Origin of the sequence: Aeromicrobium sp. MLTX1, from assembly GCF_046452335.1 — a bacterium.
In the GTDB taxonomy this organism is placed as follows: domain Bacteria; phylum Actinomycetota; class Actinomycetes; order Propionibacteriales; family Nocardioidaceae; genus Aeromicrobium.
The window spans coordinates 427,904-452,272 of sequence record NZ_JBKFDN010000002.1; the positions used below are offsets into that span (position 1 = coordinate 427,904).

The window sequence follows — 24,369 nt, forward strand, 5'->3', positions numbered from 1 at the left end:
TCAGGCCCGTCGCAGCAGGTAGGTGTCCATCACCCAGCCCCGCGCGGCCTGCGCCTGCGCCCGACGATTCGCGATCTCGTCGACGACGAGGTCGAGCCGACCGGCGACGACGACCTCGTCCGCCGAGCCGAGGTTGGCGCCCCACCAGACGTTCCACCCACTGGGCTCCGGCAGTCGCCGGCAGGTCAGCGAGCCGTCGAGCATCACCACGAGGTTGTCGCCGGTGGCCGCGTCCTCCAGCAGCCGACGTCCGGTCGTGATGGTGATCGGGCCGCCGACGGCGTTGAGCACGAGACGGTGACGGGCCGCGAGCAGCTGGACGCTGCTGAGCCCGGGGACGACCTCGACCGCGACCTCGACGACACCGCGCTCCTCGATCCGGTCGGCGAGCCGGATCGCGGAGTCGTAGAGCGACGGGTCGCCCCAGACGAGGATCGCCGCGTCGCCCGGGTGCTCCTGCAGCGCCGCCTCGAACGCGATCGCCCGCGCCTCGTGCCAGTCGCGCACGGCACCGGGATAGTCGGCCGGGTCGTCGCGGTCGCGCTCGGGGTCGGGCACCTGCACGAGGTGCCACGGGCGCTGCACGTGCCTGCGGCAGATCTCCTCGCGCATCGCGATGAGGTCGGCCGTGCCGGGGTGCTGCGCGGTCTTGTCGGCGACGAGCAGGTGGTCGACCTCGTTGAGGACCCGCGCCGCCTGAGCGGTCAGCAGGTCGGGGTCGCCCGGCCCGAGGCCGACGAGCGCGAGCCGCCGGGTCACGCGTCGTCCTCCAGGTCGCCCTCGACCTCCAGGTAGACGCGCGCCATCTCCGCCATGACCTCGGGATCGGGCTCCTCCCAGAGTCCGCGGTCGGCGGCCTCGTTGAGCCGCTCGACGATGCCGCGCAGGGCCCACGGGTTGGAGCGGCGCATGAACTCCTGGTTCGTCTCGTCGAGGACGTACTCCTTCGCGAGAGACTCGTACATCCAGTCGTGCACGACGCCCGCGGTGGCGTCGAAGCCGAACAGGTAGTCGACCGTCGCCGCCAGCTCGAACGCGCCCTTGTAGCCGTGACGCTGCATCGCCGAGATCCAGCGCGGGTTCACGACGCGCGAGCGGAAGACGCGGTTCGTCTCCTCCTGGAGCGTGCGGGTGCGGACCGCGTCGGGCGTGGTCGAGTCCCCGACGTACGCCCTCGGCTCGGTGCCGGTCAGCGCGCGGACCGTGGCGATCATGCCGCCGTGGTACTGGAAGTAGTCGTCGGAGTCGGCGATGTCGTGCTCGCGCGAGTCGATGTTCTTCGCGGCCACCGCGATGCGGCGGTAGCTCGTGCGCATGTCGTCGCTCGCGGCCACGCCGTCGAGGTCGCGGCCGTATGCGAAGCCGCCCCACGCGGTGTAGACCTCGGCGAGGTCGGCGTCGTCGCGCCACGTGCCCGACTCGACGACCTGGAGGATGCCGGCGCCGTACGAGCCGGGCTTGGAGCCGAAGATGCGCGTGGTCGCGCGGCGGTGGTCGCCGTGCTCCGCGAGGTCCTGCGCCGTGTGGGCGCGGACGTAGTTGGACTCCTCGGGCTCGTCGAGGTCCGCCACGAGGCGCACCGCGTCGTCGAGGATCTCGATCACGTGCGGGAACGCGTCGCGGAAGAACCCGGAGATGCGCACCGTGACGTCGATGCGCGGACGCCCCAGCTCCGCGAGGTCGATGACCTCGAGACCGTTGACGCGCCGCGACGCCGGGTCCCACGTGGGTCGGACGCCCAGCAGCGCCAGCACCTCGGCGATGTCGTCGCCCGACGTGCGCATCGCGGAGGTGCCCCAGACGGACAGCCCGACCGAGCGCGGGTACTCCCCCGTGTCCTCGAGGTGCCGGGCGACGAGCGACTCGGCCATCGCCTGGCCGGTGTCCCACGCGAGCCGCGAGGGCACGGCGCGGGGATCGACCGTGTAGAAGTTCCGGCCGGTCGGCAGCACGTTCACCAGGCCGCGCAGCGGCGAGCCCGACGGTCCGGCCTGGATGAACCGGCCGTCCAGCGCGCGCAGGATGTTGGTCAGCTCGTCGGTGGTGGCCGCGAGCCGCGGGACGACCTGCTCGGCCGCGAAGCGGAGCACGGCCTGCACGATCGGGTCGTCGTGGACCGTGTCGATCGCGGCGGGGTCCCAGCCCGACTTCTCCATCGTCTCGACGAGGCCGCGGGCCTGCGCCTCCACGGCGTCGACCTCGGGCAGCGGGGCGTCCTCCGCGAGGCCCAGCGCCGCGCGCAGTCCGGGCAGCGCCTTCTCCTGGCCGCCCCACACCTGCGTGGCGCGCAGCACGGCGAGCACGAGGTTCACCCGCGCCTCGCCCTCGGGCGCCTGGCCCAGCACGTGCAGGCCGTCGCGGATCTGGACGTCCTTGATCTCGCACAGCCAGCCGTCGACGTGCAGCAGGAAGTCGTCGAACTCCTCGTCGCCGGGTCGCTCGTCGAGGCCGAGGTCGCGGTGCATCTGCGCGGACTGCATGAGCGTCCAGATCTGCTGGCGGATCGCGGGCAGCTTCGGCGGGTCCATCGCGGCGACGTTCGCGTACTCGTCGAGCAGCTGCTCGAGCTTCGCGATGTCGCCGTAGCCCTCCGCGCGCGCCATGGGCGGGACGAGGTGGTCGACGATCGTCGCGTGGGCGCGCCGCTTGGCCTGCGCCCCCTCGCCCGGGTCGTTGACCAGGAACGGGTAGATCAGCGGCATGCTGCCGATCGCGGCGTCGGTGGCGCACGCGGCCGACAGCGCGGCGTTCTTGCCGGGCAGCCACTCCATCGAGCCGTGCTTGCCGAGGTGGACCACCGCGTCGGCGCCGAAGCCGTGCTCCAGCCAGCGGTAGGCCGCGAGGTAGTGGTGCGAGGGCGCCATGTCGGGATCGTGGTAGATCGCGACCGGGTTCTCGCCGAACCCGCGCGGCGGCTGGATGAGGATGACGACGTTGCCCGCGCGGAGGGTGGCCAGCACGATGTCGCCGTCATCGTCGACGAACAGCGAGCCCGGGGCCTCGCCCCAGGTCTCGACCATCTCGTCGCGCAGCGCAGCGGGCAGGTCGGCGGTCCAGCGCAGGTAGTCCTCCCGGCTGATGCGCACGTGCGAGCTGCTGAGCTGGGCCTGGGTCAGCCACTCCTCGTCCTGGCCGCCGGCCTCGATGAGCGCGTGGATGAGCGCGTTGCCCGACGTCGTGTCGGGCTCCTCGCCCTCCACCGACGGCAGCGGGTCGACGCCCGGGATCTCCCCCGGCGCGCCGAGGTCGTAGCCGGCGTCCCGCAGTTGGCGTAGCAGGCGGATCGCCGAGACGGGCGTGTCGAGGCCGACCGCGTTGCCGATCCGGCTGTGCTTCGTCGGGTAGGCCGAGAGCACGAGGGCGACCTTGCGCTCGGCCGGCGGGACGAATCGGAGCCGGGCGTGGTTCACGGCGATCCCGGCCACCCGGGCGCAGCGCTCGGGATCGGTCTCGTAGCGCGGCAGGCCGTCGTCGTCGACCTCCTTGAACGAGAACGGCACCGTGATGAGGCGGCCGTCGAACTCGGGGATGGCGATCTGCGTGGCCGAGTCGATCGGGGTGACGCCGTCGTCGGAGGCCTCCCACTCCTCGCGCGTCGAGGTCAGCGCGAGTGCCTGCAGGACGGGCACGTCGAGCGCGCGCAGGCGCTCGACGTCCCACGCCTCGTCGTCCCCACCGGCGCTCGCGGTCGCGGGCTTGGACCCGCCGGCGGCGAGGACCGTGACGACGATGGCGTCGAGGGTCGCGAGCTCGTCGAAGAGGTCGTCGGCGGCGGCACGCAGGGACGAGACGAAGATCGGCACGCCGACGCCGCGTCCGGTGGCGTCGATCGCGTCCGCGAGCTCGTGCGCGAAGCGCTGGTTCCCGCTGACCTCGTGCGCGCGGTAGTAGAGGATGCCGACCCGCGGCAGTCCCTCGGCGGCGGTCGCGGTGCGCTCGCTGACGCCCCACTCGGGCAGCACGGCGGGCGGCTCGAAGCCCTCGCCCGTCAGCAGGACCGTGTCCGACAGGAAGGCGTGCAGCTGGCGCAGGTTCTCGGCGCCGCCCTCGGCGAGGTAGCGGTGGGCCTCGGCGCACACGCCGATCGGCGCGGTCGACAGCTCCATGAGCGCCGCGTTCGGCAGTCGCTCGCCGCCGAGCACGACGAGCGGCCGGCCGCGCTCCCGCACCAGGGCGGCGACGTCGCGCACGTCCTCCGGCGAGCCCAAGACGCGCAGGACGACCAGGTCGGCCTCGTCCACGAGCGTGTCGCGGCGCTCGTCGGTCACCCGGGCGGGATTCGCCCACGAGTAGGCTGCGTCGCTGGCGCGTGCCGACAGCAGGTCAGTGTCGGACGTGGACATGAGGGCGATGCGGGTCATGCTGCTCCTTCGGGTGGCGCGGTGGTGCCGGGGATGCGGAGGTCGTCGAGGGGTCGGTCCGCGGCGAGGTGCTCGCGGACGAGGCGGGTGGCGTCCTCGGGCCCGACGGGGCCGTACCAGGCGCCCTCGGGATGCACGACGGCCACCGGCCCGTGGTTGCAGGGGAACAGGCAGCCGGTCTGGGCCATGAGGACGTCGGAGTCGGTGAGGCCCTGCTCCACGAGGGCCATGACGAGCGCGCGGTAGGTGGCGTCGGACCCGTGCGCGCTGCAGCGAGGGCCCCGGCACAGCAGCAGGTGGTGCCGGTGGGCCGGCGGGGTGTTCCAGGCCGAGGACGTCAGCGGTGCCTCGCGGCCCGTGATCGCCCGCTCGCCGAAGTGCAGGGTCGGCGGGTCGACCTGCTCGCGGAGCCAGTGCCCGGCGACGCGTCCCACCCATGAGCGGGCGAAGGTCGGGTCGTCCGTCGTGACCGGCTCGAGGCGCAGCTCGCGCACGCCCGCGGCGTGCAGCTCGTCGAGCACCCGGACGAGGGTCGGCTCGGCTCCCTGCAGGAACGCGATCCGGGCGTCCGCCTCCGTGGCGGCACGACGCAGCACCCCCTGGCGCGCGGCGTCCGGAAGGGCGGTGGCGACGTGGACGAGGACGGTCATGGCTGCCACACCACCGTCAGCACTCCGGTGATCGGGTGCGTCTCCACGAACGCGGTGACGCCGTAGACGTCGGCGACGAGCGCCTCGGTGATCACGGCGGCGGGCGGCCCGGCGGCCACGACGCGGCCCTCGGCGAGGACCACCACCTCGTCGCAGTAGGCCGCCGCGAGGTTGAGGTCGTGCAGGGCGGCGACGGCCGTGACCTCCGCGTCGCGGACCAGCCGCAGCACGTCGAGCTGGTGCCGGACGTCGAGGTGGTTGGTGGGCTCGTCGAGCAGCAGGACCTCGGGGTCCTGGGCCAGCGCCCGCGCGATCTGGACCCGCTGGCGCTCACCGCCGGACAGGGTCGCGTAGGGCTGCTCCAGCCGCTCCAGCACGCCGGTCGCCGCGGCGGCTCGGCGCACGGCCTCGACGTCGTGCTCCGCCACCGGCTGCCAGGAGCGACGGTGCGGGATCCGGCCGAGCTCGATGACGTCACGGACGAGCGGATCGGTGTCCGTCGCCGACTCCTGCTCCACGACGCCGACGCGCTGCGCGACGTGGCGCCGACGCAGGGTGGCGAGGTCGTCGTCACCGAGCCGGACCACGCCGGACGAGGGCGCGCGCAGTCCGGCGAGCAGCCGCAGCAGGCTCGACTTGCCCGAGCCGTTGGGCCCGAGCAGTCCGACGAGCGAGCCGGGCACGGCGTCGATGCTGACGCCGTCGACGATGAGGCGGTCGCGGACGGCCCAGGACACGGAGGAGGCACGCAGGCTCATGCGCGGGACCTCCTTCGGAGCAGGACCAGCGCGAAGGCCGGCACGCCGAGCAGCGCCGTGGCCACGCCGACGGGCAGCTCCTGCGGGTCGATGATCGTGCGGGCCGCGGTGTCGACCCACACGAGGAAGACGGCACCGCTGATCGCGGCGAGCGGCAGCATCCGGCGGTGGTTCACGCCCACCATCGCGCGCGCCACGTGCGGCAGGACGAGTCCGACGAACCCGATCGCGCCGGACGTGCTGACGATGACGGCCGTGGTCAGCGCGGTGATGACCAGCAGGATGATCCGGGCTCGGCCCACGTCGACGCCGAGGGTGGCGGCGCTGTCCTGGCCGAACGCGAACGCGTCCAGCGTCGAGGCCATCAGCAGGCACGACACCACGGCGAGCGCCACCGTCGAGCCCACGACCGCGACGTCGGTCCACGACGCGCTGCCGAGCGAGCCGAGCAGCCAGAACAGCACGCCCCGCGTCTGCTCGGCGTCGGCGGCGGTGAAGACGATGAACGAGGTCAGCGCCGAGAACAGCTGGGTCGCCGCGACGCCGGCCAGCACGACGCGGTCGGTCGTGCCGCCCGCCGCGGCGGCCAGCACGAGCACCAGTAGGAACGCGCCCATGGCGCCCACGAACGCTCCCCCGGCCAGTCCGATGGTCCCGGCGCCGACGCCGAGGACCACGATCGAGACCGCTCCCGTGGACGCGCCGGACGAGACGCCGAGCACGAACGGGTCGGCCAGGGGGTTGCGCAGCAGCGACTGCAGGATGACCCCGCAGACGGCCAGGCCGGCCCCGCACGCCGCGGCGAGCAGCGTGCGGGGCAGGCGCAGGTTCCAGACGATGCCCTCCTGGATGCGGGTCAGCCCGGACTCGCCGCCGACCGCCCGCGACCAGGCCAGGGACAGCACGGATCGCGGACCGACGTCCGAGGGGCCGATGGTCACCGCGACGCACACGGACGCGACCAGCAGCGCCACCCCGGCCGAGCCCAGGATCCAGGCGCGCCGGGTGACCGTCACTGCGACAGGCCGAACTCGGCCAGCGCGTCGGCGACCTGCTCGAGGCCCTCGACCGTGCGGATCGAGGGGTTCAGGGCGGCGCCGGTGAGGGCGACGTACCGGCGGTTCTTCACGGCCGTCATCTCGCGCGTCACCGGGTTGGACTCGAGGAACTCGATCTTGGCCTTCGCGGTCTCGGCGGTCTGGCTCTTGCGGGTGAGGTCGCCGATCACGAGGACGTCGGGGTCACGCTCGGCGACGGTCTCCCAACCGACCTGCGGCCACTCGGCCTTCGTGTCGTCGAAGACGTTCTTCAGGCCGAGTGCCCGGGTGATGATCCCGGGGCCGCCGCAGCAGCCGGCGAGGTAGGGCGACTCGGCGTTCGCGAACCAGTACAGGACGCTGACCTCGTCCTGCGGGGCCTTCGCCGACGCGGCCGCGACGCGATCCTGCAGCGACGCGACCAGCTCGTCGCCGCGGTCCTCCACGTCCAGCAGCTCGGCCAGCTCGGTGATCTCGCGGTAGATCGCGTCGATCTCGAGGACGCCCGTGCGGGCGCCGTCGTCGTCGCCCTCGTTGTCCTTGCCCTCGCACTCCGCGGGCGACAGGTACGTGGGCACGCCGAGGTCCTCGAACGCGTCGGCCGTGCCGACGCCGCCCTTGCCCAGCGTGCTGGCGAACGACGCCGTCACGAGGTCGGGCTCGGTCTGCAGGACGCGCTCCATCGAGGGGGCGCTGTCGGCGAGGCGCTCGACCTTCTCGTTGTCGGCCTCGAGGCCCGCCATGACCGGGTCGGTCCACGTGCCGGTCCCCGCCATGCGGTCGGCGACGCCGAGGGACAGCAGGATCTCGGTGGAGCCCTGGTTGAGCGAGACGATGCGCTGCGGCGCCGACTCGACGGTCGTGGTGCGGCCGCAGTTCTCCAGCGTGCGCGGGTAGCCGTCGGCGGAGGCGCGGTCGGGGTCGGTGTCCTCGGACGCGCAGGCGCCGAGGGTGAGCAGGCCTGCGGAGAGCAGGACGAGGGTACGGCGGACAGAGGTACGCACGGGCGTGATCCTTCGAGGTCTGGGGCTCGTTCGCGAAGCCCGGTGGGACCAGACGGCGGTTGCCGTGAGGGCCAGCAGGTCTTCGGACTCGGGATCGACCGGACGGAGCGCCTTCCCAGACCTTGCGGTCCAGTGGCTGTGTGCCCCGCCCGTCACCCTCACCGCTGCGCGTCAGTCCCGGACTCTCACCGGGTTCCCTGGCTCATCGCTGAGTTTGACTGGCGAGCCGACCGTAGCAGCCCCGCGGCGGGACGTGCGGCGGCAGGGCCGGGTGGCACCATGTCCGCGTGACCGAACGGACCCGCCGCGACCTGTGTCCCGGCCTGCTGCGCCCCTGGATCGCCGACGACGGCGCCCTGGTGCGCGTGCGGGTGCCGGGCGGGCGCCTCACGACCGACGCGCTGGGCGGACTGCACGAGGTCGCCGTGGCCCACGGGGACGGCGCGGTGCACCTGACCTCCCGCGCGAACCTGCAGGTCCGCGCCATCGCGCACGACGACGGGTGCCTGCCCGACGCGGTCGTCGACGCCGTGATGGCGACCGGCCTGATGCCGTCGGCCTCGCACGAGCGGGTCCGCAACGTCATGGCCTCGCCGCTCACGGGCCTCGTCGGAGGCCGCGCCGACCTGCGACCGGTCGTGCGCGAGCTGGACGAGCGCCTGTGCGCCGACCCGGCCCTCGCCGCGCTCGCCGGTCGCTTCCTGTTCGTGCTCGACGACGGGCGCGGCGACGTCGCCGAGCGGGACCTCGACCTCGGTCTCGTGGCCGTCTCGGCGACCGAGGTCCAGCTCCGCGCCGGCCGCTCGGCGTGGGGTCCGACGGTCGCCGTCGCGGAGGCCGCGGAGGCACTAGTGGACCTCGCCCGGAGGTTCGTCGAGGCCGCCGGCGCGCAGCCCGAGTCGCCGTGGCACGTCGACGAGCTGCCCGGTGCGGGAGCCGGTCTCCTCGGGCAGGCTCACGACCGGCGCGACGAGACCCGGGTGTCGGCCGAGCCCCCACCGCTTGGCAGGATCACGCAGGACGACGACCGGCTCGCGCTGCACCTGGCGGCACCGGGCGGTCGTCTCGACCGGCGCCTGATGGACGAGGTCCTCGCGCTGGGCGCCCCGCACGTCGTGATCACGCCGTGGCGCACCCTGATCGTCCCCGACCTGGAGAACGCATGACCCTCGCCCCACCCGCCCGCCGGTACGCCTACGAGACCGACGGCGCCCAGATCTACGTCGACTCGTTCGCCACGATCCGCGCCGAGGCCGACCTGTCGGGCGTGCCCGCGGACGCCGAGAAGGTCGCCGTGCGGATGATCCACGCGTGCGGTCAGACCGACCTCGCGCGCGACCTCGTGATCCACCCCGGCCTGGTGTCAGCCGCCCGCTCGGCGCTCGAGTCGGGCGCGCCGATCCTCACCGACGCGCACATGGTGGCCTCGGGCGTCACGCGCGCCCGGCTCCCCCGCGACAACGACGTCCGGTGCCTGCTGCGCGACGAGCGGGTCCCCGACCTCGCCCGGGCCTGGTCGACCACGCGCTCGGCCGCCGCGGTCTCGCTGTGGACCGAGCACCTCGAGGGCGCCGTCGTGGCGTTCGGCAACGCCCCGACGGCCCTGTTCCACCTGCTCGAGCTGCTGCGGGACGGTGCCCCGCGTCCCGCCGCGATCATCGGCACGCCCGTGGGGTTCATCGGCGCGGCCGAGTCGAAGCAGGCGCTGATCGACCTCGCCTCCGACGTGCCTGGACTCGACGTCCCGTACCTCGTCGTCACCGGGCGCCGCGGCGGCTCCGCCATGGCCGCCTCGGCCCTCAACGCGCTCGCCCAGGAGCGCGAGTGACCGGCCGGCTGTACGGCGTCGGCGTGGGCCCCGGCGACCCCGAGTTGATCACCCTCAAGGCCGCCCGCCTCATCGAGGCCGCCGACGTCGTGGCCTACCACCAGGGCGTCGGCAAGCAGTCGAACGCGCGCCGCATCGCCGCCGGCCTGCTGCGCCCGGGCGTCACCGAGGAGGCGCTGGTCTACCCCGTCACGACGCAGGTCAGCGACCATCCCGGCGGGTACGCCGGCGCCATGGCCGACTTCTACGCCGACTGCGAGCGTCGGGTCCGCGAGCACCTCGCCGCCGGCCGCGACGTCGTCGTCCTGGCCGAGGGCGACCCGATGCTCTACGGCTCGTTCATGTACCTGCACGACCGGCTGAGCGACGCGTTCGAGACGCACGTCGTCGCCGGGGTTCCGGCCTTCGCGGCCGCGACCGCGACCACCGCGCTGCCGCTCGTGCGCCAGACCGACGTGCTGACCGTCCTGCCCGGGACGCTGCCGGAGCCCGAGCTGGCCCGGCGCCTCGCCGACACCGACGGCGCCGTGATCATGAAGCTCGGCCGAACGTTCGCGAAGGTGCGCTCCGCGCTCGAGCAGGCCGGCCGCATCGAGGGATCCTGGTACGTCGAGCGCGCCTCGATGGAGGCCGAGCGCGTGCTCCCCGTGGCCGACGTCGACCCCGAGACCGTGCCGTACTTCTCGATCGTGCTCGTTCCGGGCGACACCCGCCCCGGAGTCGCCCGCTACGAGAGCCCGGCGCCCGAGGCGGTCGCGCCCGCCCTGGACGCCGAGGTCGTCGTCGTGGGGCTGGGCCCCGGGCCGGACGCGTGGCTGTCGCCCGAGGCCACCCAGGTCCTGGCCGAGGTGGGGCACGTCGTCGGCTACGGCCCCTACGTCGAGCGCGTCCCTCAGCGGGCCGGCCTCGTGCGTCACGCGTCGGGCAACACGGTGGAGGTCGACCGCGCTCGTGACGCCCTCGAGCTGGCGCTGGCCGGCGAGCGCGTGGCCGTCGTGTCGGGCGGTGACGCCGGCATCTTCGGCATGGCGTCGGCCGTCTTCGAGGCCGCGGAGGACCCGCGGTACGCCGACGTCGCCGTGCGCGTCGTTCCCGGCATCTCGGCCGTCCAGGCCGTCGCCGCACGCGCCGGAGCGCCCATCGGCGCGGACTTCGCCGTCATGAGCCTCTCCGACCGGCTCAAGCCGTGGGAGGTCGTCGAGCAGCGGCTCCGCGCGGTCGCCGCGGCCGACCTCGTCCTCGCGCTCTACAACCCGCGGTCGCGCTCGCGCACCGAGCAGGTGGCGCAGGCGCAGGCGGTGCTGCTGGAGCACAAGTCGCCCGACACCGTGGTGGTCGTCGGACGCGACGTCGGCCGTGCCGAGGAGAGCTTGGTGGTCACCACCCTCGGCGACCTCGATCCCGAGACCGTCGACATGAAGTGCCTGCTGCTGATCGGCGCGTCGTCCACGCGGGTCACGCCGACCGGCCGCGTGTGGAGCCCGCGCTTCGTGGAATGACGGGTGAGCGGTGAGCTGGCAACCCCACGAGGTCTCCATGAGGTTGCTCAGTCACCGCCGCCCCAGCCGCCCGCGTGACCGGTGAGCTGGCAACCCTACGAGGCCCGGATGCGGTTGCTCGCTCACCGCTGCCCCAGCAGAGGTGCTCCTAGGGGCGCAGGCGATGCTCGCGGCTGGCCGCGTAGAGGAACGACTCGCCGCCCCGGACGTCGGGAGCCAGTGCCGGCCCGACGAGGATCACCGCGGCCTGGCGCAGTCCGGCCGCCTCGACCTGGTCGGCGATGTCCGCGAGCGTGCCGCGCAGTACGAGCTCGTCGGGCTGGGTGGCCTTCGACACCACCGCGACGGCGCAGTCGGCACCGTAGTGCCCGGCCAGCTCGGCGGCGAGCTCGCGCGTGCGCGTGATCCCCAGGTGCAGGGCGAGGGTCGCCCCGGTCGCGGCGAACGCCGCGAGCTGCTCGCCCGCGGGCATCTGCGTGGAGCGTGCCTGGGTGCGGGTCAGGACGACGGACTGTGCCAGCTCGGGCACGGTGAGCTCGGCGCCGACGATCGCGGCGGCGGCGGCGTAGGCGGGCACGCCCGGCGTGACGTCCCACGCCACCGAGGCCGCGTCCAGCCGGCGCGCCTGCTCGTGGACGGCCGAGTACAGCGACGGGTCGCCCGAGCACAGCCGCACCACCTCGAGCCCCTCGCCGTGGGCATCGACCAGCTCCGCGGTGATCTCGTCGAGGTCGAGGTGCTGCGTGTCGACCAGCCGGGCGCCGTCGCGACAGTGAACGAGGACCTCGGCGTCGAGGTAGGTGCCGGCGTACAGGACCACGTCGGCCCGCTCCAGCAGCCGCACGGCACGCAGGGTCAGCAGGTCGGCCGCGCCGGGTCCGGCGCCGACGAAGTGGACGGTCATGAGTCTCCCTTGACGATGGACCACTGACTGACGGCACGGGCGGGCGTCCAGCCGGTGAAGGTGCCGAGCGGCTCGGCACGCTCGACGTGGAGGCGGACGAGCTCGCCGCCGTGACGACGGTACCGATCGAGCAGGACGGCCTCGGTCTCGGCCGTCACGGCGTGGACGACGAGCCGGCCACCGGGCCGCAGCGCCGTCCAGCAGGCGTCCAGGACCCCGTCGACCGTCGCGCCACCGCCGACGAAGACCGCGTCCGGCCGCTCGAGGCCGGTCAGCGCGCCCGGCGCGTCGCCCTCCACGACCTCGAGGCCCGGGACGCCGTGAGCGTCCGCGTTCCGGCGGACGAAGGTCGCCCGGTCGGCGCGTGACTCGATCGCGATCGCCCGGGCGCTGGGCCACGCGCGCATCCACTCGACGCCGATCGAGCCGCTGCCGGCGCCGACGTCCCACAGCAGCTGGCCGGGCGCGGGCGCGAGCCGGGCGAGGGCACTGGCGCGCACGTCGCGCTTCGTGATCTGGCCGGCGTGCTCGAAGGCGTCGTCGGGCAGCACACCGCCGACGGCCCAGCCGGGTCCGGTGCCGCGGACCTCCACGGCCAGCACGTTCAGGCGCGGCGACGTCTCGTGCCACGCGTCGGCCGTGCCCTCGATCCGGCACTCGTCCGCACCGCCGAGGCTCCCCAGCACGACGAGGCGCGAGGCGCCCCACCCGAGGTCGGTCAGCAGCGATGCGACGGCCGCGGGGCTCGACTCGTCGCTCGACAGCACCAGCAGACGACGGTGCGCGGACAGGGCGGGGACGACCAGCCGCACGTCCCGCCCGACGACGCTCACGACGCCCACCGACTCCGCGCGCCAGCCCATCCGGGCGCGCGCCAGCGCCACCGACGACACCGCCGGCACGATCGTCACGTGGTCGGTCCCGAGCAGCTCGATCAGCGTCGTGCCGATGCCCGAGACCAGCGGGTCGCCGGACGCGAGCGCGACCACGGGACCCTCCGCCGACGCCACGAGATCGGGCAGTCCCTCGCGCAGCGGCGACGGCCACGCTCGACGCTCCTGCCCCGGAACCACAGGCACGTCGTCGAGGTGCCTGGCGCCGCCGAGTAGCGTCCGCGCGCCCTCCACGAACGCCCTCGACGAGGCCGGCAGTCCGTCCCAGCCGTCGGCACCGATGCCGACCACGGTCACGTGCACGCTCATGGTCGAGGACCCTAGCCCGGTCGTCCCGGCCACCGGGCCCCCTGCCCGGGGCGCGACGGATGCGTCTAGGGTGATCGCGAAGGTTCGAGGTGCCCCACGGCCGTTTGGCCACGGGGAGAATCTGGGAAGCCGGTGAGAATCCGGCACAGGGCCCGCTGCGGTGACTCAGGCACAGACCTGGGAAGTCCGAAGACCGGCCTCGATCCGACCCGGGGCGCAATCCGCGTCCCGGACCGACTTGGCAGATCGAGCGGGAGCCCTACATGCCAGCGCAGTATCCGTTTTGTGCCGTCGTCGGCTCCGACGACATGACCCTCGCCCTCACCCTGGTCGCGATCGACCCGCTCATCGGCGGCGTCCTGGTCCGCGGGGAGAAGGGCACCGCCAAGACCACCACGGTCCGCGCCCTCGCCGAGGTCCTCCCTGCCGTGCGCGCCTACGAGGGCGACCGGTTCTCGGTCGATCCCACGGACCCCGACGCGGTCTCGCCCGACGGCCCGTTCGGCGCCGCGACGCCGGTCGTCGAGCGCCCGGTCCGGCTCGTCGAGCTGCCCGTGGGCGCGAGCGACGACCGGGTCACCGGCTCGCTCAAGCTCGACTCGGCGCTGCGGGACGGACGCGTCGAGCTCGAGCCCGGCCTGCTCGCGCGCGCCCACCGCGGCCTGCTCTACGTCGACGAGGTCAACCTGCTGCACGACCACCTCGTCGACCTGCTGCTGGACGCCGCCGCCACCGGCCGCGTCAGCGTCGAGCGCGACGGGGTCTCCGCCGAGCACGCCTCGCGATTCGTGCTGATCGGCACCATGAACCCCGAGGAGGGCGAGCTCCGCCCGCAGCTGCTCGACCGGTTCGGCCTCACGGTCGAGGTGGCCGCGCCGCGCGATCCGGCCCTGCGGGTCGAGGTGGTCCGCCGCCGGCTCGCGTTCGACGCCGATCCCGAGGGCTTCGCCGGCCGCTGGTCCGCCGAGCAGGACCTGCTGCGCACGCGTCTCGCCGACGCCCAGGCACGCGTCCGCGACGTCCTCCTCGACGACGAGACCCTCACCACGATCGCCGAGATCTGCGCCGCGTTCGACGTGGACGGGCTGCGCGCCGACCTCGTGACCGCCCGCACGGCCGCGGCCCACGCGGCGTGGCAGGGCCGCACGCACGTCACCCGCGAGGACGTCCGCGTCGCCGCTCGTCTCGCGCTGCCGCACCGGCGCCGCCGCAACCCGTTCGACGAGCCCGGCCTCGACGAGGACCGGCTCGACGACCTGCTCGGCTCCGACGAGCCCGACCCCGGCCCGGACGGACCGGACGACGACGGTCCCGGTGGCGACGGTGGCTCGGACGACTCGCCGCCCGACGGCACCCCGCCCGAGACTCCTTCGCAGGAGCCCTCCGACTCGCCCGAGGACGAGCGCCGTCCCGCCCCGGCCGGTGCCGGATCGGTCGCGTCCGCGGGCGAGCCCAGCCGGGCCCGACTCCTCGTCGTGCGCGGCACGGGCGAGGGCCAGTCGGGCCGCCGTTCGCGGGCCCGCACCGCGCAGGGCCGCGTCGCCGGCGTCCGTCACGACGGCGGGTCCACCGGTCGCCTGCACCTGCCGGCGACGATCACCGCCGCGGCACCGCACCAGGTCGCCCGGCGCGGACTGGCCGACGGCCGGGGGCTCGCGCTCGACGTCTCGGACCTGCGCCGCGCCGAGACCGTCGGCCAGGAGTCGAACCTCGTGCTGCTGTGCGTCGACGCCTCCGGCTCGATGGCCGCGCGCCGCCGGATGGAGCAGGTCAAGACCGCGGTGCTGTCGCTGCTGCTGGACGCGTACCGCCGCCGCGACAAGGTCGGCCTCGTGACGTTCCGCCAGCACGACGCCGAGATCGTCCTGCCGCCCACGGGGTCGGTCGAGGTGGCGTCCCGGCGCCTCGCGGACCTGCCCGCCGGTGGCCGCACGCCATTGGCCGAAGGACTGCACCGGGCCGCCGAGGTCGTCCGCCGGGAAGCGCTGCGCGACCCGTCCCGCCGCCCGCTGCTCGTGGTCGTCACGGACGGGCGTGCCACGTCCGGGCCGGACGCCCTGGCACGAGCCCATCACGCCGCGCGCCACGTCGCCGCGGCCGGGATCCAGAGCGTCGTCGTGGACTGCGAGTCCGGGCGCTTCCGCCTCGGCCTGGGCTTCGAGCTCGCCACCCACCTCCGGGCCGAGCACGTGCCGCTGGGCGAGGTCACGGCCGACGGCCTCACCGGCGTCGTCCACGCCGCCACCGCTCCGCGCGAGGGGGTGGCCTGACATGCCGCAGGGTCAGCCCCTGGTCGTCCCCGACGACGGCCTCACCACCCGCCAGCGCCGCAACCGCCCGTTGCTCATGGTCCACACCGGCAACGGCAAGGGGAAGTCGACCGCCGCGTTCGGCCTCGCCATCCGCGGCTGGAACCAGGGCTGGGACATCGGCGTCTTCCAGTTCGTGAAGTCCGCGAAGTGGCGCATCGGCGAGCAGACCGTGCTCGAGCGCCTCGCCCGGCTGCACGAGGAGACCGGCGAGGGCGGTCCGGTCGAGTGGCACAAGATGGGCTCGGGCTGGTCATGGAGCCGCAAGGGCGGCACCGAGGCCGACCACGCCGCCGACGCCGCCGAGGGCTGGGCCGAGGTCAAGCGCCGTATCCTGGCCGAGCGCCACCGCCTCTACGTGCTCGACGAGTTCACCTACCCGATGCAGTGGGGCTGGGTGGACGTCGACGACGTCGTCGAGACGCTCGCGAACCGCCCCGGCAGCCAGCACGTCGTCGTCACCGGACGCCGCGCCGACCCCCGACTCGTGGAGGTCGCCGACCTCGTCACCGAGATGACCCACGTGAAGCACCCCATGGACGTGGGCCAGAAGGGTCAGCGGGGCATCGAGTGGTGACCCTGCCACGGGTCCTCGTGGCAGCTCCGGCGTCGGGGCACGGCAAGACGACGATCGCGACCGGCCTGATGGCCGCGCTCGCCGCCCGCGGGCACGTCGTCTCCGGTCACAAGGTGGGCCCCGACTACATCGACCCCGGCTACCACGCGCTCGCGACCGGTCGTCCGGGCCGCAACCTCGACCCGCACCTGACCGACCCGTCGCTCATGGTCCCGCTGCTGCTCCACGGGGCGCGGGGTGCCGACCTCGCCGTGGTCGAGGGCGTGATGGGTCTGTTCGACGGCCAGATCGGCGGGGACGGTTTCGCCTCCTCGGCCCACGTCGCCGCGCTGACCCGCACGCCGGTCGTCCTGGTCGTCGACGTCTCGCACGCGTCGCGCAGCATCGGCGCGGTGGTCCACGGGATGGCCACGTTCGAGCCGGGCGTGACCATCGCCGGCGTCGTGCTCAACAAGGCGGGCTCGCCGCGGCACGCCACCGAGGTCGTGCGGGCCGTCGAGCGCACGGGCGTCCCCGTGCTCGGCGTGCTGGGGCGCGACCAGGGCGTCAGCGCACCCTCGCGCCACCTCGGGCTGGTGCCGGCCGCCGAGCGTGACGAGGCCGCGGCCGCGCTCGACCTCCTCGCCGAGCAGGTGACGGCGGGCCTCGACCTCGACGCGATCCTCGACGTCGCGCGCACGGCTCCCCCGCTGACCGAGGACCCGTGGAGTCCCGCGGACCACGTCACGCGGGTCGCCGAGGACTCCCCCGTGGTCGCCGTCGCGGCCGGTCGTGCCTTCACGTTCCGGTACGCCGAGACCACCGAGCTGCTGGAGGCCGCCGGCTGCACGGTCGTCCCGTTCGACCCGGCCCACGACCGCCGGCTGCCCGACGGCACGCGCGGGATCTACCTCGGCGGCGGCTTCCCCGAGGTGCACGCCGCCGCGCTCAGCGCGAACGCGAGCCTGCGCGAGGACCTGCGCGCGGCGGTCCTGGACGGCGTGCCGACGGTGGCCGAGTGCGCCGGCCTGCTCTACCTCTGCCGCTCGGTGGACGGCCACCCGATGGTGGGCGCGCTCGACGCGGACGCCGTCATGACGCCGCGGCTCACCCTGTCGTACCGCCGCCCCACGCTGCACGGCGACCAGCTGCTCGGCGCCGCCGGCACCGAGGCGACGGCGCACGAGTTCCACCGCACGACCGTGACGCCCGTGCACGGCGACCGCCCGGCCTGGTCGGTCGACGGGCGCGCCGTCGGGTTCGCCGGACCGACCCTCAGCGCCTCGTACCTGCACCTGCACTGGGCCGGCCACCCGCGGCTGGCCCAGTCGTTCGCCGAGGCCGTGTCGGTCGCGAGCCCTCACGCCGGCGCCGTACCGGTCGACGCGCCGGCGCAGAAGACCTCGACGACCGAGCGGCTCGTCGACCCGCTGCGACACCACGGCGACGCCGAGCTGGGCGACGGCCTGGTCGACCTCGCCGTCAACGTCAGCCGGCTCCCCCGACCGGACTGGCTCGAGCGTGCCCTCGCCGAGGGCGTCGCCGCCTCCACGTCCTACCCCGACGCGACCGCGGCCCACGCGGCCGTCGCCCGCCGTCACGGCCGCGAGGTCGAGGACGTGCTCGTCACGGCCGGTGCCGCCGAGGCCTTCCTGCTGATGGCCCGCGCCCGCCCGTGGCGTCGACCCGTCGTGGTCCATCCCCAGTTCACCGAACCCGACGTGGCGCTGCGCTCCGCGGGGCACGACGTCACGCACGTCGTGTGCCGTGCCGAGGACGACTTCGCCCTCGTGCCCGACGCCGTGCCCGAGGACGCCGACCTCGTCGTCGTGGGCAATCCCACGAACCCGACCGGACGCCTCCACCCGGCCCCCGTCCTGCGCGCGCTGTGCCGGCCGGGTCGCGTCGTCGTGGTCGACGAGGCGTTCATGGACTTCGTCCCGGGCGAGACGCAGAGCCTGGCCGCACACCGCGTCCCCGGCCTGCTGGTCGTGCGCAGCCTCACCAAGCTCTGGTCGATGCCGGGGATCCGGGCCGGCTACGTGGTCGGGGACCCCGCCGTCGTCGCCGACCTGAAGGCCCAGCAGGCCCCGTGGTCGGTCAGCACGCCCGCCCTGCACGCCGTCGTGGCCACCACGGGACCGGAGGCGCTGCCCGAGACCCACGGACGCGCCCGCCAGGTGGAGGTGCACCGTCGTGTCCTCGTCGACGGGCTGGCCGAGCTCGGCGTGCCCACCGCGGCCTCGTCCGCGCCGTTCGTCCTGGCGCGCGCCGGGACGGGCGTCCACGCGCGCCTGCGCGATGCGGGGATCGCCGTCCGCCGCGCCGACACGTTCCCAGGCCTCGACGACGGCTGGGTGCGCCTCGCCGTCCGCGAGCCCTCCGTCACCCGCCACCTGCTCACCACGTGGGGAGTCCACACCGCATGCAGCTGAACGCCACCGGCCTGTCCGTCCTCGTCCTCGAGGGCGCCGAGCACGCCGTCCCCACCGTCGCGAGCCTGATCGGCGACGGCGCGTCCGTCACGGTGCGTGCCGCCGACGTCTGCACCGCCCTCGAGGACCTGGCGCAGCGCGGCCACCTGCGCTGGACGCGCGACCACGTCGACGAGGACGCCTTCGACCTCGTCGTCCGTCACGTGCCGAGGCCCGTCGCCCGCACGTCCGACGGCGCGACCACCGGTCGCGTCACCCTCGTCGGCGCAGGCCCCGGCGATCCCGGCCTCGTCACGGTCGCGGGACGCGCCGCCATCGAGACCGCCGACGTCGTGGTGGCCGACCGGCTGGCTCCCTGGGAGGCCCTCGCCTGGGCGCCCGCGCATGCCGAGGTCGTCGACGTCTCCAAGATCCCGTTCGGCCGGTCGACCAGCCAGGACGAGATCAACCGGGTCCTCGTCGAGCGCGCCACCGCCGGACGCCACGTCGTGCGGCTCAAGGGCGGCGACTCGTACGTCTTCGGACGAGGCTTCGAGGAGGTCCAGGCCTGCGCCGCCGCCGGCATCGCCACGACGGTCATCCCCGGCGTCACGTCGAGCGTCGCAGCACCCGAGCTCGCCGGGGTGCCGGTGACGCACCGCGGACTCGTGCAGGGCTTCACGGTGATCTCCGGTCACGTGCCGCCGGGCCATCCCGACTCGACGATCGACTACGCGGCGCTCGCGCGCTCGGGCACCACGCTCGTCGTCCTGATGGGCGTGCGGACGCTGCCCGCCATCACCGAGGCGCTGATGGACGCGGGACTCGACGGCGGCACGCCGTGCGCGCTCGTCGCGGACGCCAGCCTGGCCGGCCAGCGCAGCCTGCGCACGACCCTCGCGAAGGCGGCGTCCGACGCCGCGACCGCCGGGATCGGGGCACCGGCCGTCGCGGTGATCGGCCACGTGGCGGCACTCGAGCCGTGATCTGCTGGCTGCGACACGGCGAGTCGACCTGGAATGCCGCGGGTCGGCTCCAGTACGGCGACCCCACCCCGCCGCTGACCGAGACCGGACGTCGCCAGGCGCGCGAGGCGGCCCACCGGCTGCAGGGCGCGCCCGTGTGGACCCTGCTGTCCTCCCCCGCACGACGAGCGGTGCAGACCGCCGAGATCGTCGCCGACGTGCTCGGGCTGCCCGTGGAGCTGGACGACCGGCTCGTCGAGCGCGGCCGCGACGAGTCCGTGGAGTCCGTCCGCTCCCGCGTCGCGGACGTCCTTCGCGACCGCGGGGACGGCCTGCTGGTGGTGAGTCACGGCGACACCATCGCGATCGCCGTCGAGCACCTGACGGGCGCGCCGTGCGCCGTCCCGCAGAACGCGCAGGTCCACGTCACGGACCCTCTGGTCGAGTGTCCCTCGGGGCTGCTAGCCTCAACACGCCTTGCTGACAGGAAGCCGGTGTGATTCCGGCGCAGTCGCGCTACTGTGACGCCCCTTGGGGCGGAGCCAGACCCTCCAGCCGGGCGCAACATCCATCGATGGGACGCAGCATCCCCAAGGAGTGTCACATGCCTCAGGCAACCGCGGCCGTTCCCGCCGCCCTTCCGCAGATCCCCGTCACGGCCCTCGCGCCCTGGACGGTCTTCTTCTCCCTGCTCACCGTCGTGGTGCTGTTCTTCGTGGGCGCCGAGCAGGGCGCGTTCTCGGTCCTCGAGGGAACGCTGGTGCACGAGTGGGTCCACGACGCACGTCACGTCATGGGCTACCCCTGCCACTGACGCGCTCGCGCGTCCTCCTCGCCCGGCTCAGCCCGGGCGCTCACCGGGCACCCGCCCGGTTCCACCCAGCTCCACCGGTGCCTGCTGCGACCCCTGCCGCCGTCACCGGTCCACGAACGGAACCCTCATGAACCCTCGCACCTTCCTGATCCACGGCCTGATCGCCGGTCTCGTCGCCGGCTTCGCCGCCTTCCTCGTCGCGTACGTCGTCGCAGAGCCCCAGATCGACGCCGCCATCGCGCTGGAGGAGGCCGCCTCGGCCGAGCCCGCCGAGCACAGCCACGACGGCGACGCCGCCCCGCACGCCCACGACGACGAGGCCGGCGGTCACAGCCACGGCGACGAGGCCGAGGTCTCGCGCGGCACGCAGTCCACGTGGGGCCTGGCCACCGGCACGATCCTGCTGGGCACGGTCCTCGGCGGCGCCACGGCGCTCGCGGCCGCGTTCGCGCTCGGGCGTCTGGGCGCGCTCGGGGCACGAGCGTCGACCGCGCTCGTCGCCCTCGTCGGCTTCGTCGCCACCGGGCTCGTCCCGTTCCTGAAGTACCCGTCGACCCCGCCGGCGGTGGGCAGCGGCGACACGATCGGCGAGCGCACCGCCCTCTACTTCGGCTTCTGGGCCGTCAGCGTCCTCGCGGCGATCGTCGCCGTCGTCGTCGCCCGGCGGCTGGCCGACCGGGTCGGCGGGTTCAACGCCGTCGTCATCGGCGCCGTCGGCTACCTCGTGGTGGTCGTGGCCGTCGGACTGGCCCTGCCCACGGTCAACGAGGTGGGCTCCTTCCCGGCCGACACCCTCTGGTACTTCCGCCGCGAGTCGCTCGTCACCGTCGCCGCGCTCTGGGCGGTGCTCGGAGTCGTCCTCACCGGACTCGTGGGACGCGACGCCGACCGTGCCCTGGCCGACCAGCGTCGTCGCGAGGCGGCCGCGGCCCTGTGAGCCGGGCGCGCGCCGCCGGGATCGCCCTCGGCTTCCTGCTCGACCGGGCTCTGGGCGACCCGGCCCGCCTCCATCCCGTCGCGGGACTCGGCCGGTTCGCCGCCACGGTCGAGCGGGTGAGTCACCGCGACCACCGTCTCGCGGGGATTGTGCACCACGCCACGGTGGTCGGCCCGCTGGTCGTCGGGTCGGCCGCTGCCGAGGGCGTCTGTCGTCGTCCGTGGCAGCGCGTCCTGCTGATGGCGGCGGCGACGTGGGCGGTCCTCGGCGGCCGGTCGCTCGTCCGCGAGGGCGAGACGATCGCGGCACAGCTGGAGTGCGGCGACCTCCCGGCGGCGCGCCGCCAGGTGACCCATCTCGTGGGCCGCGACCCGAGTGGGCTCGACGCGGACGGCGTGAGCCGGGCGGCCGTGGAGTCGCTGGCCGAGAACACGTCCGACGCCGTCGTCGCGCCGCTGCTGTGGGGCGCGGCCCTCGGGGTGCCCGGACTCGTCGGGTACCGGGCGGTCAACACCCTCGACGCGATGGTGGGCCACCGGAGTCCGCGCTACGAGCGGTTCGGCTGGGCCAGCGCCCGGGTGGACGACGTCGCAAACCTCGTCCCGGCACGCGTCTCCGCGGCGCTCGCCGTGGTACTGGCGCCGGTCGTCGGGGGCCGTCCCGCCGAGGCGTGGCAGGCCTGGCGTCGTGACGCCCGGAGCCACCCGAGCCCGAATGCCGGACCGGTCGAGGCTGCGTTCGCGGGAGCGCTCGGCGTCACGCTGGGCGGGGTCAACGACTACGCCGGACGGATCGAGGACCGCGCCCGGATGGGCGACGGACCGGCACCGGACGTGGCCGACCTCCCCCGTGCGACCCGCCTCGCGACCGCGGTGGCGTGGGCGGCGGCCGGCGTCAGCGTGCTGCTCGCCCTCGCACCCAGGCGCGGGCGGACGCGGCGTCGCGCACGACGCTGACTCCCTCCGGCGCACCGGCGCGGCGCACCACGACCACGGGGATCCCTCGTTCGGCGGCGACGTTCAGCTTGGCCTCGGTGTGCGAGCCGCCCGAGTCCTTCGTGACGAGGACGTCGACCGTCGCCATGGCGTCCCGCTCGTGCTCGAGGGTGTACGGACCGCGGCTCTGCACGAGCGTCCACGCCGCGGGCAGCTCGATCTCGGGAGGGTCGACGACGCGGACCACGCAGGCGAGCTCGCGCAGCGGCTCGACGAAGCGGTGAAGCGACTGTCGACCCACGGTCAGGAACGGTCGCTGGCCGAGCGTGGCGGTGACGCGGGCGGCCTCGTCGTGGTCGTCCACCCAGTGCCACGCGCCGACATCCGGGCGCTCGGACCAGCCGGGACGCTCCAGTCGCACCAGAGGGATGCCGGTGCGCTCGCACGCGGTCGCGGCGTTGCCGCTGATCGTCTCCGCGAACGGGTGGGTGGCGTCCACCACGACGCCCACCTCCTCGTCGCGCAGGTGCGAGGCCAGGCCGTCGATCCCGCCGAAGCCGCCGACGCGGACCTCGCCCACGGGCAGCCGCGGGCGGGCGACCCGGCCGGCCAGCGACGTCACGACCTTGTCACCGTCCTGCACCAGCAGCTCGGCGAGGGCGCGGGCCTCCCGCGTGCCGCCCAGCACGAGCACCCTCACGCGTACGGTCCGACCGTGGGGACGGCGGGCGCGCCCCGCTGCGCGAGGTGGAGCAGCGCGTCGACGTCGAGGTGCTTCTCGGCGAGGTCGCCCAGCAGGTCCAGTCGGGCCTCCCGCGCCGCGGCGAAGCTGACGCCCGAGGCGCTGAACGAGCCGCCGCGTGATCGGGCCGCGAGGTCGAGCACGGCCGTCCGGAGGTCGTCGGACTCCAGGCTCCCGTGCCACATCGTGCCCAACACGGAGCCGACGCGGGCGCCACCGAGGAACTCCTCCGTGCCGGCGTCGCGGCTGATCCGTCCGTGGTGGATCTCGTAGCCCGCGGCCGCCGCGCCCAGTGCCTCGCCCTCGGGCAGGCGCAGCGTCTTCTCGACCGCGAAGGTCGTCTCGACGGGCAGCAGTCCCAGTCCCGGGACGCTGGTCGGCTCGCCGGCCTCCACCCCCTCGGGGTCGTGGACGTGCCGCCCCAGCATCTGGAAGCCGCCGCAGATGCCGAGCACGGCACGCCCGGACTCGGCGTGACGGTTGATCGCGCGATCGAGGCCGCGCAGCCGCAGCCAGGCGAGGTCGGAGACCGTCGCCCGCGTGCCCGGGAGCACCACGAGGTCGGCGTCGGCGAGGTCGCGCGGATCGGCGGTGAACACCACGTCGACGTCGGGCTCGAGGCCGAGCGCGTCCACGTCGGTGAAGTTGCTGATGCGCGGCAGCCGGATCACCGCGACGCGCAACGCGCCCTCGGCGCTGGTCCGGCGTCCCTCGAGGTCGAGGGCGTCCTCGGAGTCCAGCCACACGTCGGGGCTCCACGGGAGCGTGCCGAGGACCCGGCGGCCCGAGAGGTCCTCCAGCTGCCGCAGGCCGGGCGCGAGGAGTGACTCGTCACCGCGGAACTTGTTGACCACGAAGCCGGCGACGAGCGCCTGGTCGGCGGGCTCGAGCAGGGCCACGGTGCCGTAGAACGCGGCGAAGACGCCGCCGCGGTCGATGTCGCCCACGATCACGACCGGCATGTCGGCGTGCCGGGCCAGGCCCATGTTCACGTAGTCGCCGGCGCGCAGGTTGATCTCGGCCGGGCTGCCGGCGCCCTCGGCGACCACGACGTCGAACCGCGAGGCGAGGTCGTCGAACGCGGCATGGGCGGCCGCGGCGAGGTGCGTGCGGCCGCCGATGAACTCGCGGCTGCTGATCTCCCCGGCGGGCTCTCCCATCACGACGACGTGGCTGCGGCGGTCGCCGCCCGGCTTGAGCAGGACGGGGTTCATCGCGGCCTCGGGCTCGGCTCCCGCGGCGAGCGCCTGGACCCACTGCGCGCGGCCGATCTCGGCGCCGCCGGCGCACACCATCGAGTTGTTCGACATGTTCTGCGCCTTGTACGGCGCCACGCGCAGGCCGCGTCGCGCGAAGGCCCGGCACAGGGCCGTGGTCACGAGGCTCTTGCCCGCGTCGGACGTGGTCCCGGCCACCAGGATCCGGGCGCTGCGACGGGGGTCGGGGTGCACCGG

General features: G+C 74.5%; 21 protein-coding genes and 3 riboswitches. Of the genes, 11 read left to right on the plus strand and 10 right to left on the minus strand.

What is annotated here, in order from left to right; all coding sequences use genetic code 11:
* The 6 genes from cobF to ACK99Q_RS12650 are packed head-to-tail and all read right to left on the minus strand — an operon-like array spanning position 1 to position 7,810.
* A complete protein-coding gene (gene cobF, locus ACK99Q_RS12625; protein ID WP_410186475.1) occupies positions 1-759 on the minus strand; it encodes a precorrin-6A synthase (deacetylating) in 759 nt (252 codons plus the stop codon).
* Positions 756-4,361, minus strand: a complete 3,606-nt coding sequence (gene cobN / locus ACK99Q_RS12630) for a cobaltochelatase subunit CobN (protein WP_410186476.1) — start codon at positions 4,359-4,361, stop codon at positions 756-758. The genes cobF and cobN overlap by 4 nt, the downstream gene beginning before the upstream one ends.
* Positions 4,358-5,011 (minus strand): (2Fe-2S) ferredoxin domain-containing protein, encoded by a 654-nt coding sequence (locus ACK99Q_RS12635; protein WP_410186477.1) that lies wholly within the window; start codon positions 5,009-5,011, stop codon positions 4,358-4,360. Before ACK99Q_RS12635 ends, cobN begins: the two co-directional genes overlap by 4 nt.
* Entirely contained in the window at positions 5,008-5,769 is a 762-nt protein-coding gene (locus ACK99Q_RS12640; protein ID WP_410186478.1) for an ABC transporter ATP-binding protein, read from the minus strand. Before ACK99Q_RS12640 ends, ACK99Q_RS12635 begins: the two co-directional genes overlap by 4 nt.
* A complete protein-coding gene (locus tag ACK99Q_RS12645) occupies positions 5,766-6,785 on the minus strand; it encodes a FecCD family ABC transporter permease (protein ID WP_410186479.1) in 1,020 nt (339 codons plus the stop codon). The genes ACK99Q_RS12640 and ACK99Q_RS12645 overlap by 4 nt, the downstream gene beginning before the upstream one ends.
* Positions 6,782-7,810, minus strand: a complete 1,029-nt coding sequence (locus tag ACK99Q_RS12650; RefSeq protein ID WP_410186480.1) for an ABC transporter substrate-binding protein — start codon at positions 7,808-7,810, stop codon at positions 6,782-6,784. The genes ACK99Q_RS12645 and ACK99Q_RS12650 overlap by 4 nt, the downstream gene beginning before the upstream one ends.
* A 55-nt stretch (positions 7,811-7,865) precedes the next feature.
* Positions 7,866-8,048, minus strand: a riboswitch (cobalamin riboswitch).
* 49 nt (positions 8,049-8,097) lie between these two features.
* Between ACK99Q_RS12650 and ACK99Q_RS12655 the strand changes: the two genes are divergently transcribed.
* Genes ACK99Q_RS12655 through ACK99Q_RS12665 form a run of 3 tightly spaced genes read left to right on the plus strand, consistent with a single transcriptional unit; the run spans position 8,098 to position 11,137 of the window.
* A complete protein-coding gene (locus ACK99Q_RS12655; RefSeq protein WP_410186481.1) occupies positions 8,098-8,976 on the plus strand; it encodes a nitrite reductase in 879 nt (292 codons plus the stop codon).
* The gene (locus tag ACK99Q_RS12660) at positions 8,973-9,638 is read left to right on the plus strand and encodes a precorrin-8X methylmutase (RefSeq protein WP_410186482.1); all 666 of its coding nucleotides are present in this window, start codon (positions 8,973-8,975) and stop codon (positions 9,636-9,638) included. The genes ACK99Q_RS12655 and ACK99Q_RS12660 overlap by 4 nt, the downstream gene beginning before the upstream one ends.
* Positions 9,635-11,137 (plus strand): precorrin-2 C(20)-methyltransferase, encoded by a 1,503-nt coding sequence (locus ACK99Q_RS12665; RefSeq protein ID WP_410186483.1) that lies wholly within the window; start codon positions 9,635-9,637, stop codon positions 11,135-11,137. Before ACK99Q_RS12660 ends, ACK99Q_RS12665 begins: the two co-directional genes overlap by 4 nt.
* A gap of 148 nt (positions 11,138-11,285) precedes the next feature.
* On the opposite strand, the gene cobM is transcribed toward ACK99Q_RS12665, so the two are convergent.
* Positions 11,286-12,041, minus strand: a complete 756-nt coding sequence (cobM, locus tag ACK99Q_RS12670) for a precorrin-4 C(11)-methyltransferase (RefSeq protein WP_410186484.1) — start codon at positions 12,039-12,041, stop codon at positions 11,286-11,288.
* Positions 12,038-13,243 carry a precorrin-6y C5,15-methyltransferase (decarboxylating) subunit CbiE gene (gene cbiE / locus ACK99Q_RS12675; protein ID WP_410186485.1) on the minus strand — a complete coding sequence of 402 codons (1,206 nt, stop codon included), beginning with the start codon at positions 13,241-13,243 and terminating at the stop codon, positions 12,038-12,040. Before cbiE ends, cobM begins: the two co-directional genes overlap by 4 nt.
* Before the next feature lie 70 nt (positions 13,244-13,313).
* Positions 13,314-13,460: riboswitch (cobalamin riboswitch) on the plus strand.
* Between the two features lie 46 nt (positions 13,461-13,506).
* Between cbiE and ACK99Q_RS12680 the strand changes: the two genes are divergently transcribed.
* The 8 genes from ACK99Q_RS12680 (at position 13,507) to ACK99Q_RS12715 (ending at position 22,194) form a co-directional block, all read left to right on the plus strand.
* Complete coding sequence (locus tag ACK99Q_RS12680; protein WP_410186486.1) at positions 13,507-15,513, plus strand: VWA domain-containing protein; 2,007 nt, start codon at positions 13,507-13,509, stop codon at positions 15,511-15,513.
* Position 15,514: 1 nt separating this feature from the next.
* Complete coding sequence (gene cobO / locus ACK99Q_RS12685) at positions 15,515-16,129, plus strand: cob(I)yrinic acid a,c-diamide adenosyltransferase (protein ID WP_410186487.1); 615 nt, start codon at positions 15,515-15,517, stop codon at positions 16,127-16,129.
* Positions 16,126-18,543, plus strand: a complete 2,418-nt coding sequence (locus ACK99Q_RS12690; protein WP_410186488.1) for a cobyrinate a,c-diamide synthase — start codon at positions 16,126-16,128, stop codon at positions 18,541-18,543. Before cobO ends, ACK99Q_RS12690 begins: the two co-directional genes overlap by 4 nt.
* A 203-nt stretch (positions 18,544-18,746) precedes the next feature.
* Entirely contained in the window at positions 18,747-19,508 is a 762-nt protein-coding gene (cobA, locus tag ACK99Q_RS12695; protein WP_410186991.1) for a uroporphyrinogen-III C-methyltransferase, read from the plus strand.
* Positions 19,505-19,987, plus strand: coding sequence for a histidine phosphatase family protein (locus ACK99Q_RS12700; RefSeq protein ID WP_410186489.1), 483 nt, complete (start codon positions 19,505-19,507; stop codon positions 19,985-19,987). Before cobA ends, ACK99Q_RS12700 begins: the two co-directional genes overlap by 4 nt.
* A riboswitch (cobalamin riboswitch) is annotated at positions 19,974-20,035 on the plus strand. It overlaps the preceding gene by 14 nt.
* Before the next feature lie 56 nt (positions 20,036-20,091).
* Positions 20,092-20,301 (plus strand): CbtB domain-containing protein, encoded by a 210-nt coding sequence (locus ACK99Q_RS12705; protein WP_179424414.1) that lies wholly within the window; start codon positions 20,092-20,094, stop codon positions 20,299-20,301.
* 127 nt (positions 20,302-20,428) lie between these two features.
* Positions 20,429-21,238, plus strand: coding sequence for a CbtA family protein (locus ACK99Q_RS12710; protein WP_410186490.1), 810 nt, complete (start codon positions 20,429-20,431; stop codon positions 21,236-21,238).
* A complete protein-coding gene (locus ACK99Q_RS12715) occupies positions 21,235-22,194 on the plus strand; it encodes a cobalamin biosynthesis protein (protein WP_410186491.1) in 960 nt (319 codons plus the stop codon). Before ACK99Q_RS12710 ends, ACK99Q_RS12715 begins: the two co-directional genes overlap by 4 nt.
* Here the strand turns inward: ACK99Q_RS12715 and ACK99Q_RS12720 are convergent.
* Together ACK99Q_RS12720 and ACK99Q_RS12725 are read right to left on the minus strand one after the other, a co-directional pair.
* On the minus strand, positions 22,133-22,873 hold the full coding sequence (locus ACK99Q_RS12720; RefSeq protein WP_410186492.1) for a cobalt-precorrin-6A reductase: 741 nt from the start codon (positions 22,871-22,873) through the stop codon (positions 22,133-22,135). The genes ACK99Q_RS12715 and ACK99Q_RS12720 overlap by 62 nt on opposite strands.
* A complete protein-coding gene (locus tag ACK99Q_RS12725; protein WP_410186493.1) occupies positions 22,870-24,366 on the minus strand; it encodes a cobyric acid synthase in 1,497 nt (498 codons plus the stop codon). Before ACK99Q_RS12725 ends, ACK99Q_RS12720 begins: the two co-directional genes overlap by 4 nt.
* Positions 24,367-24,369: the final 3 nt, after the last annotated feature.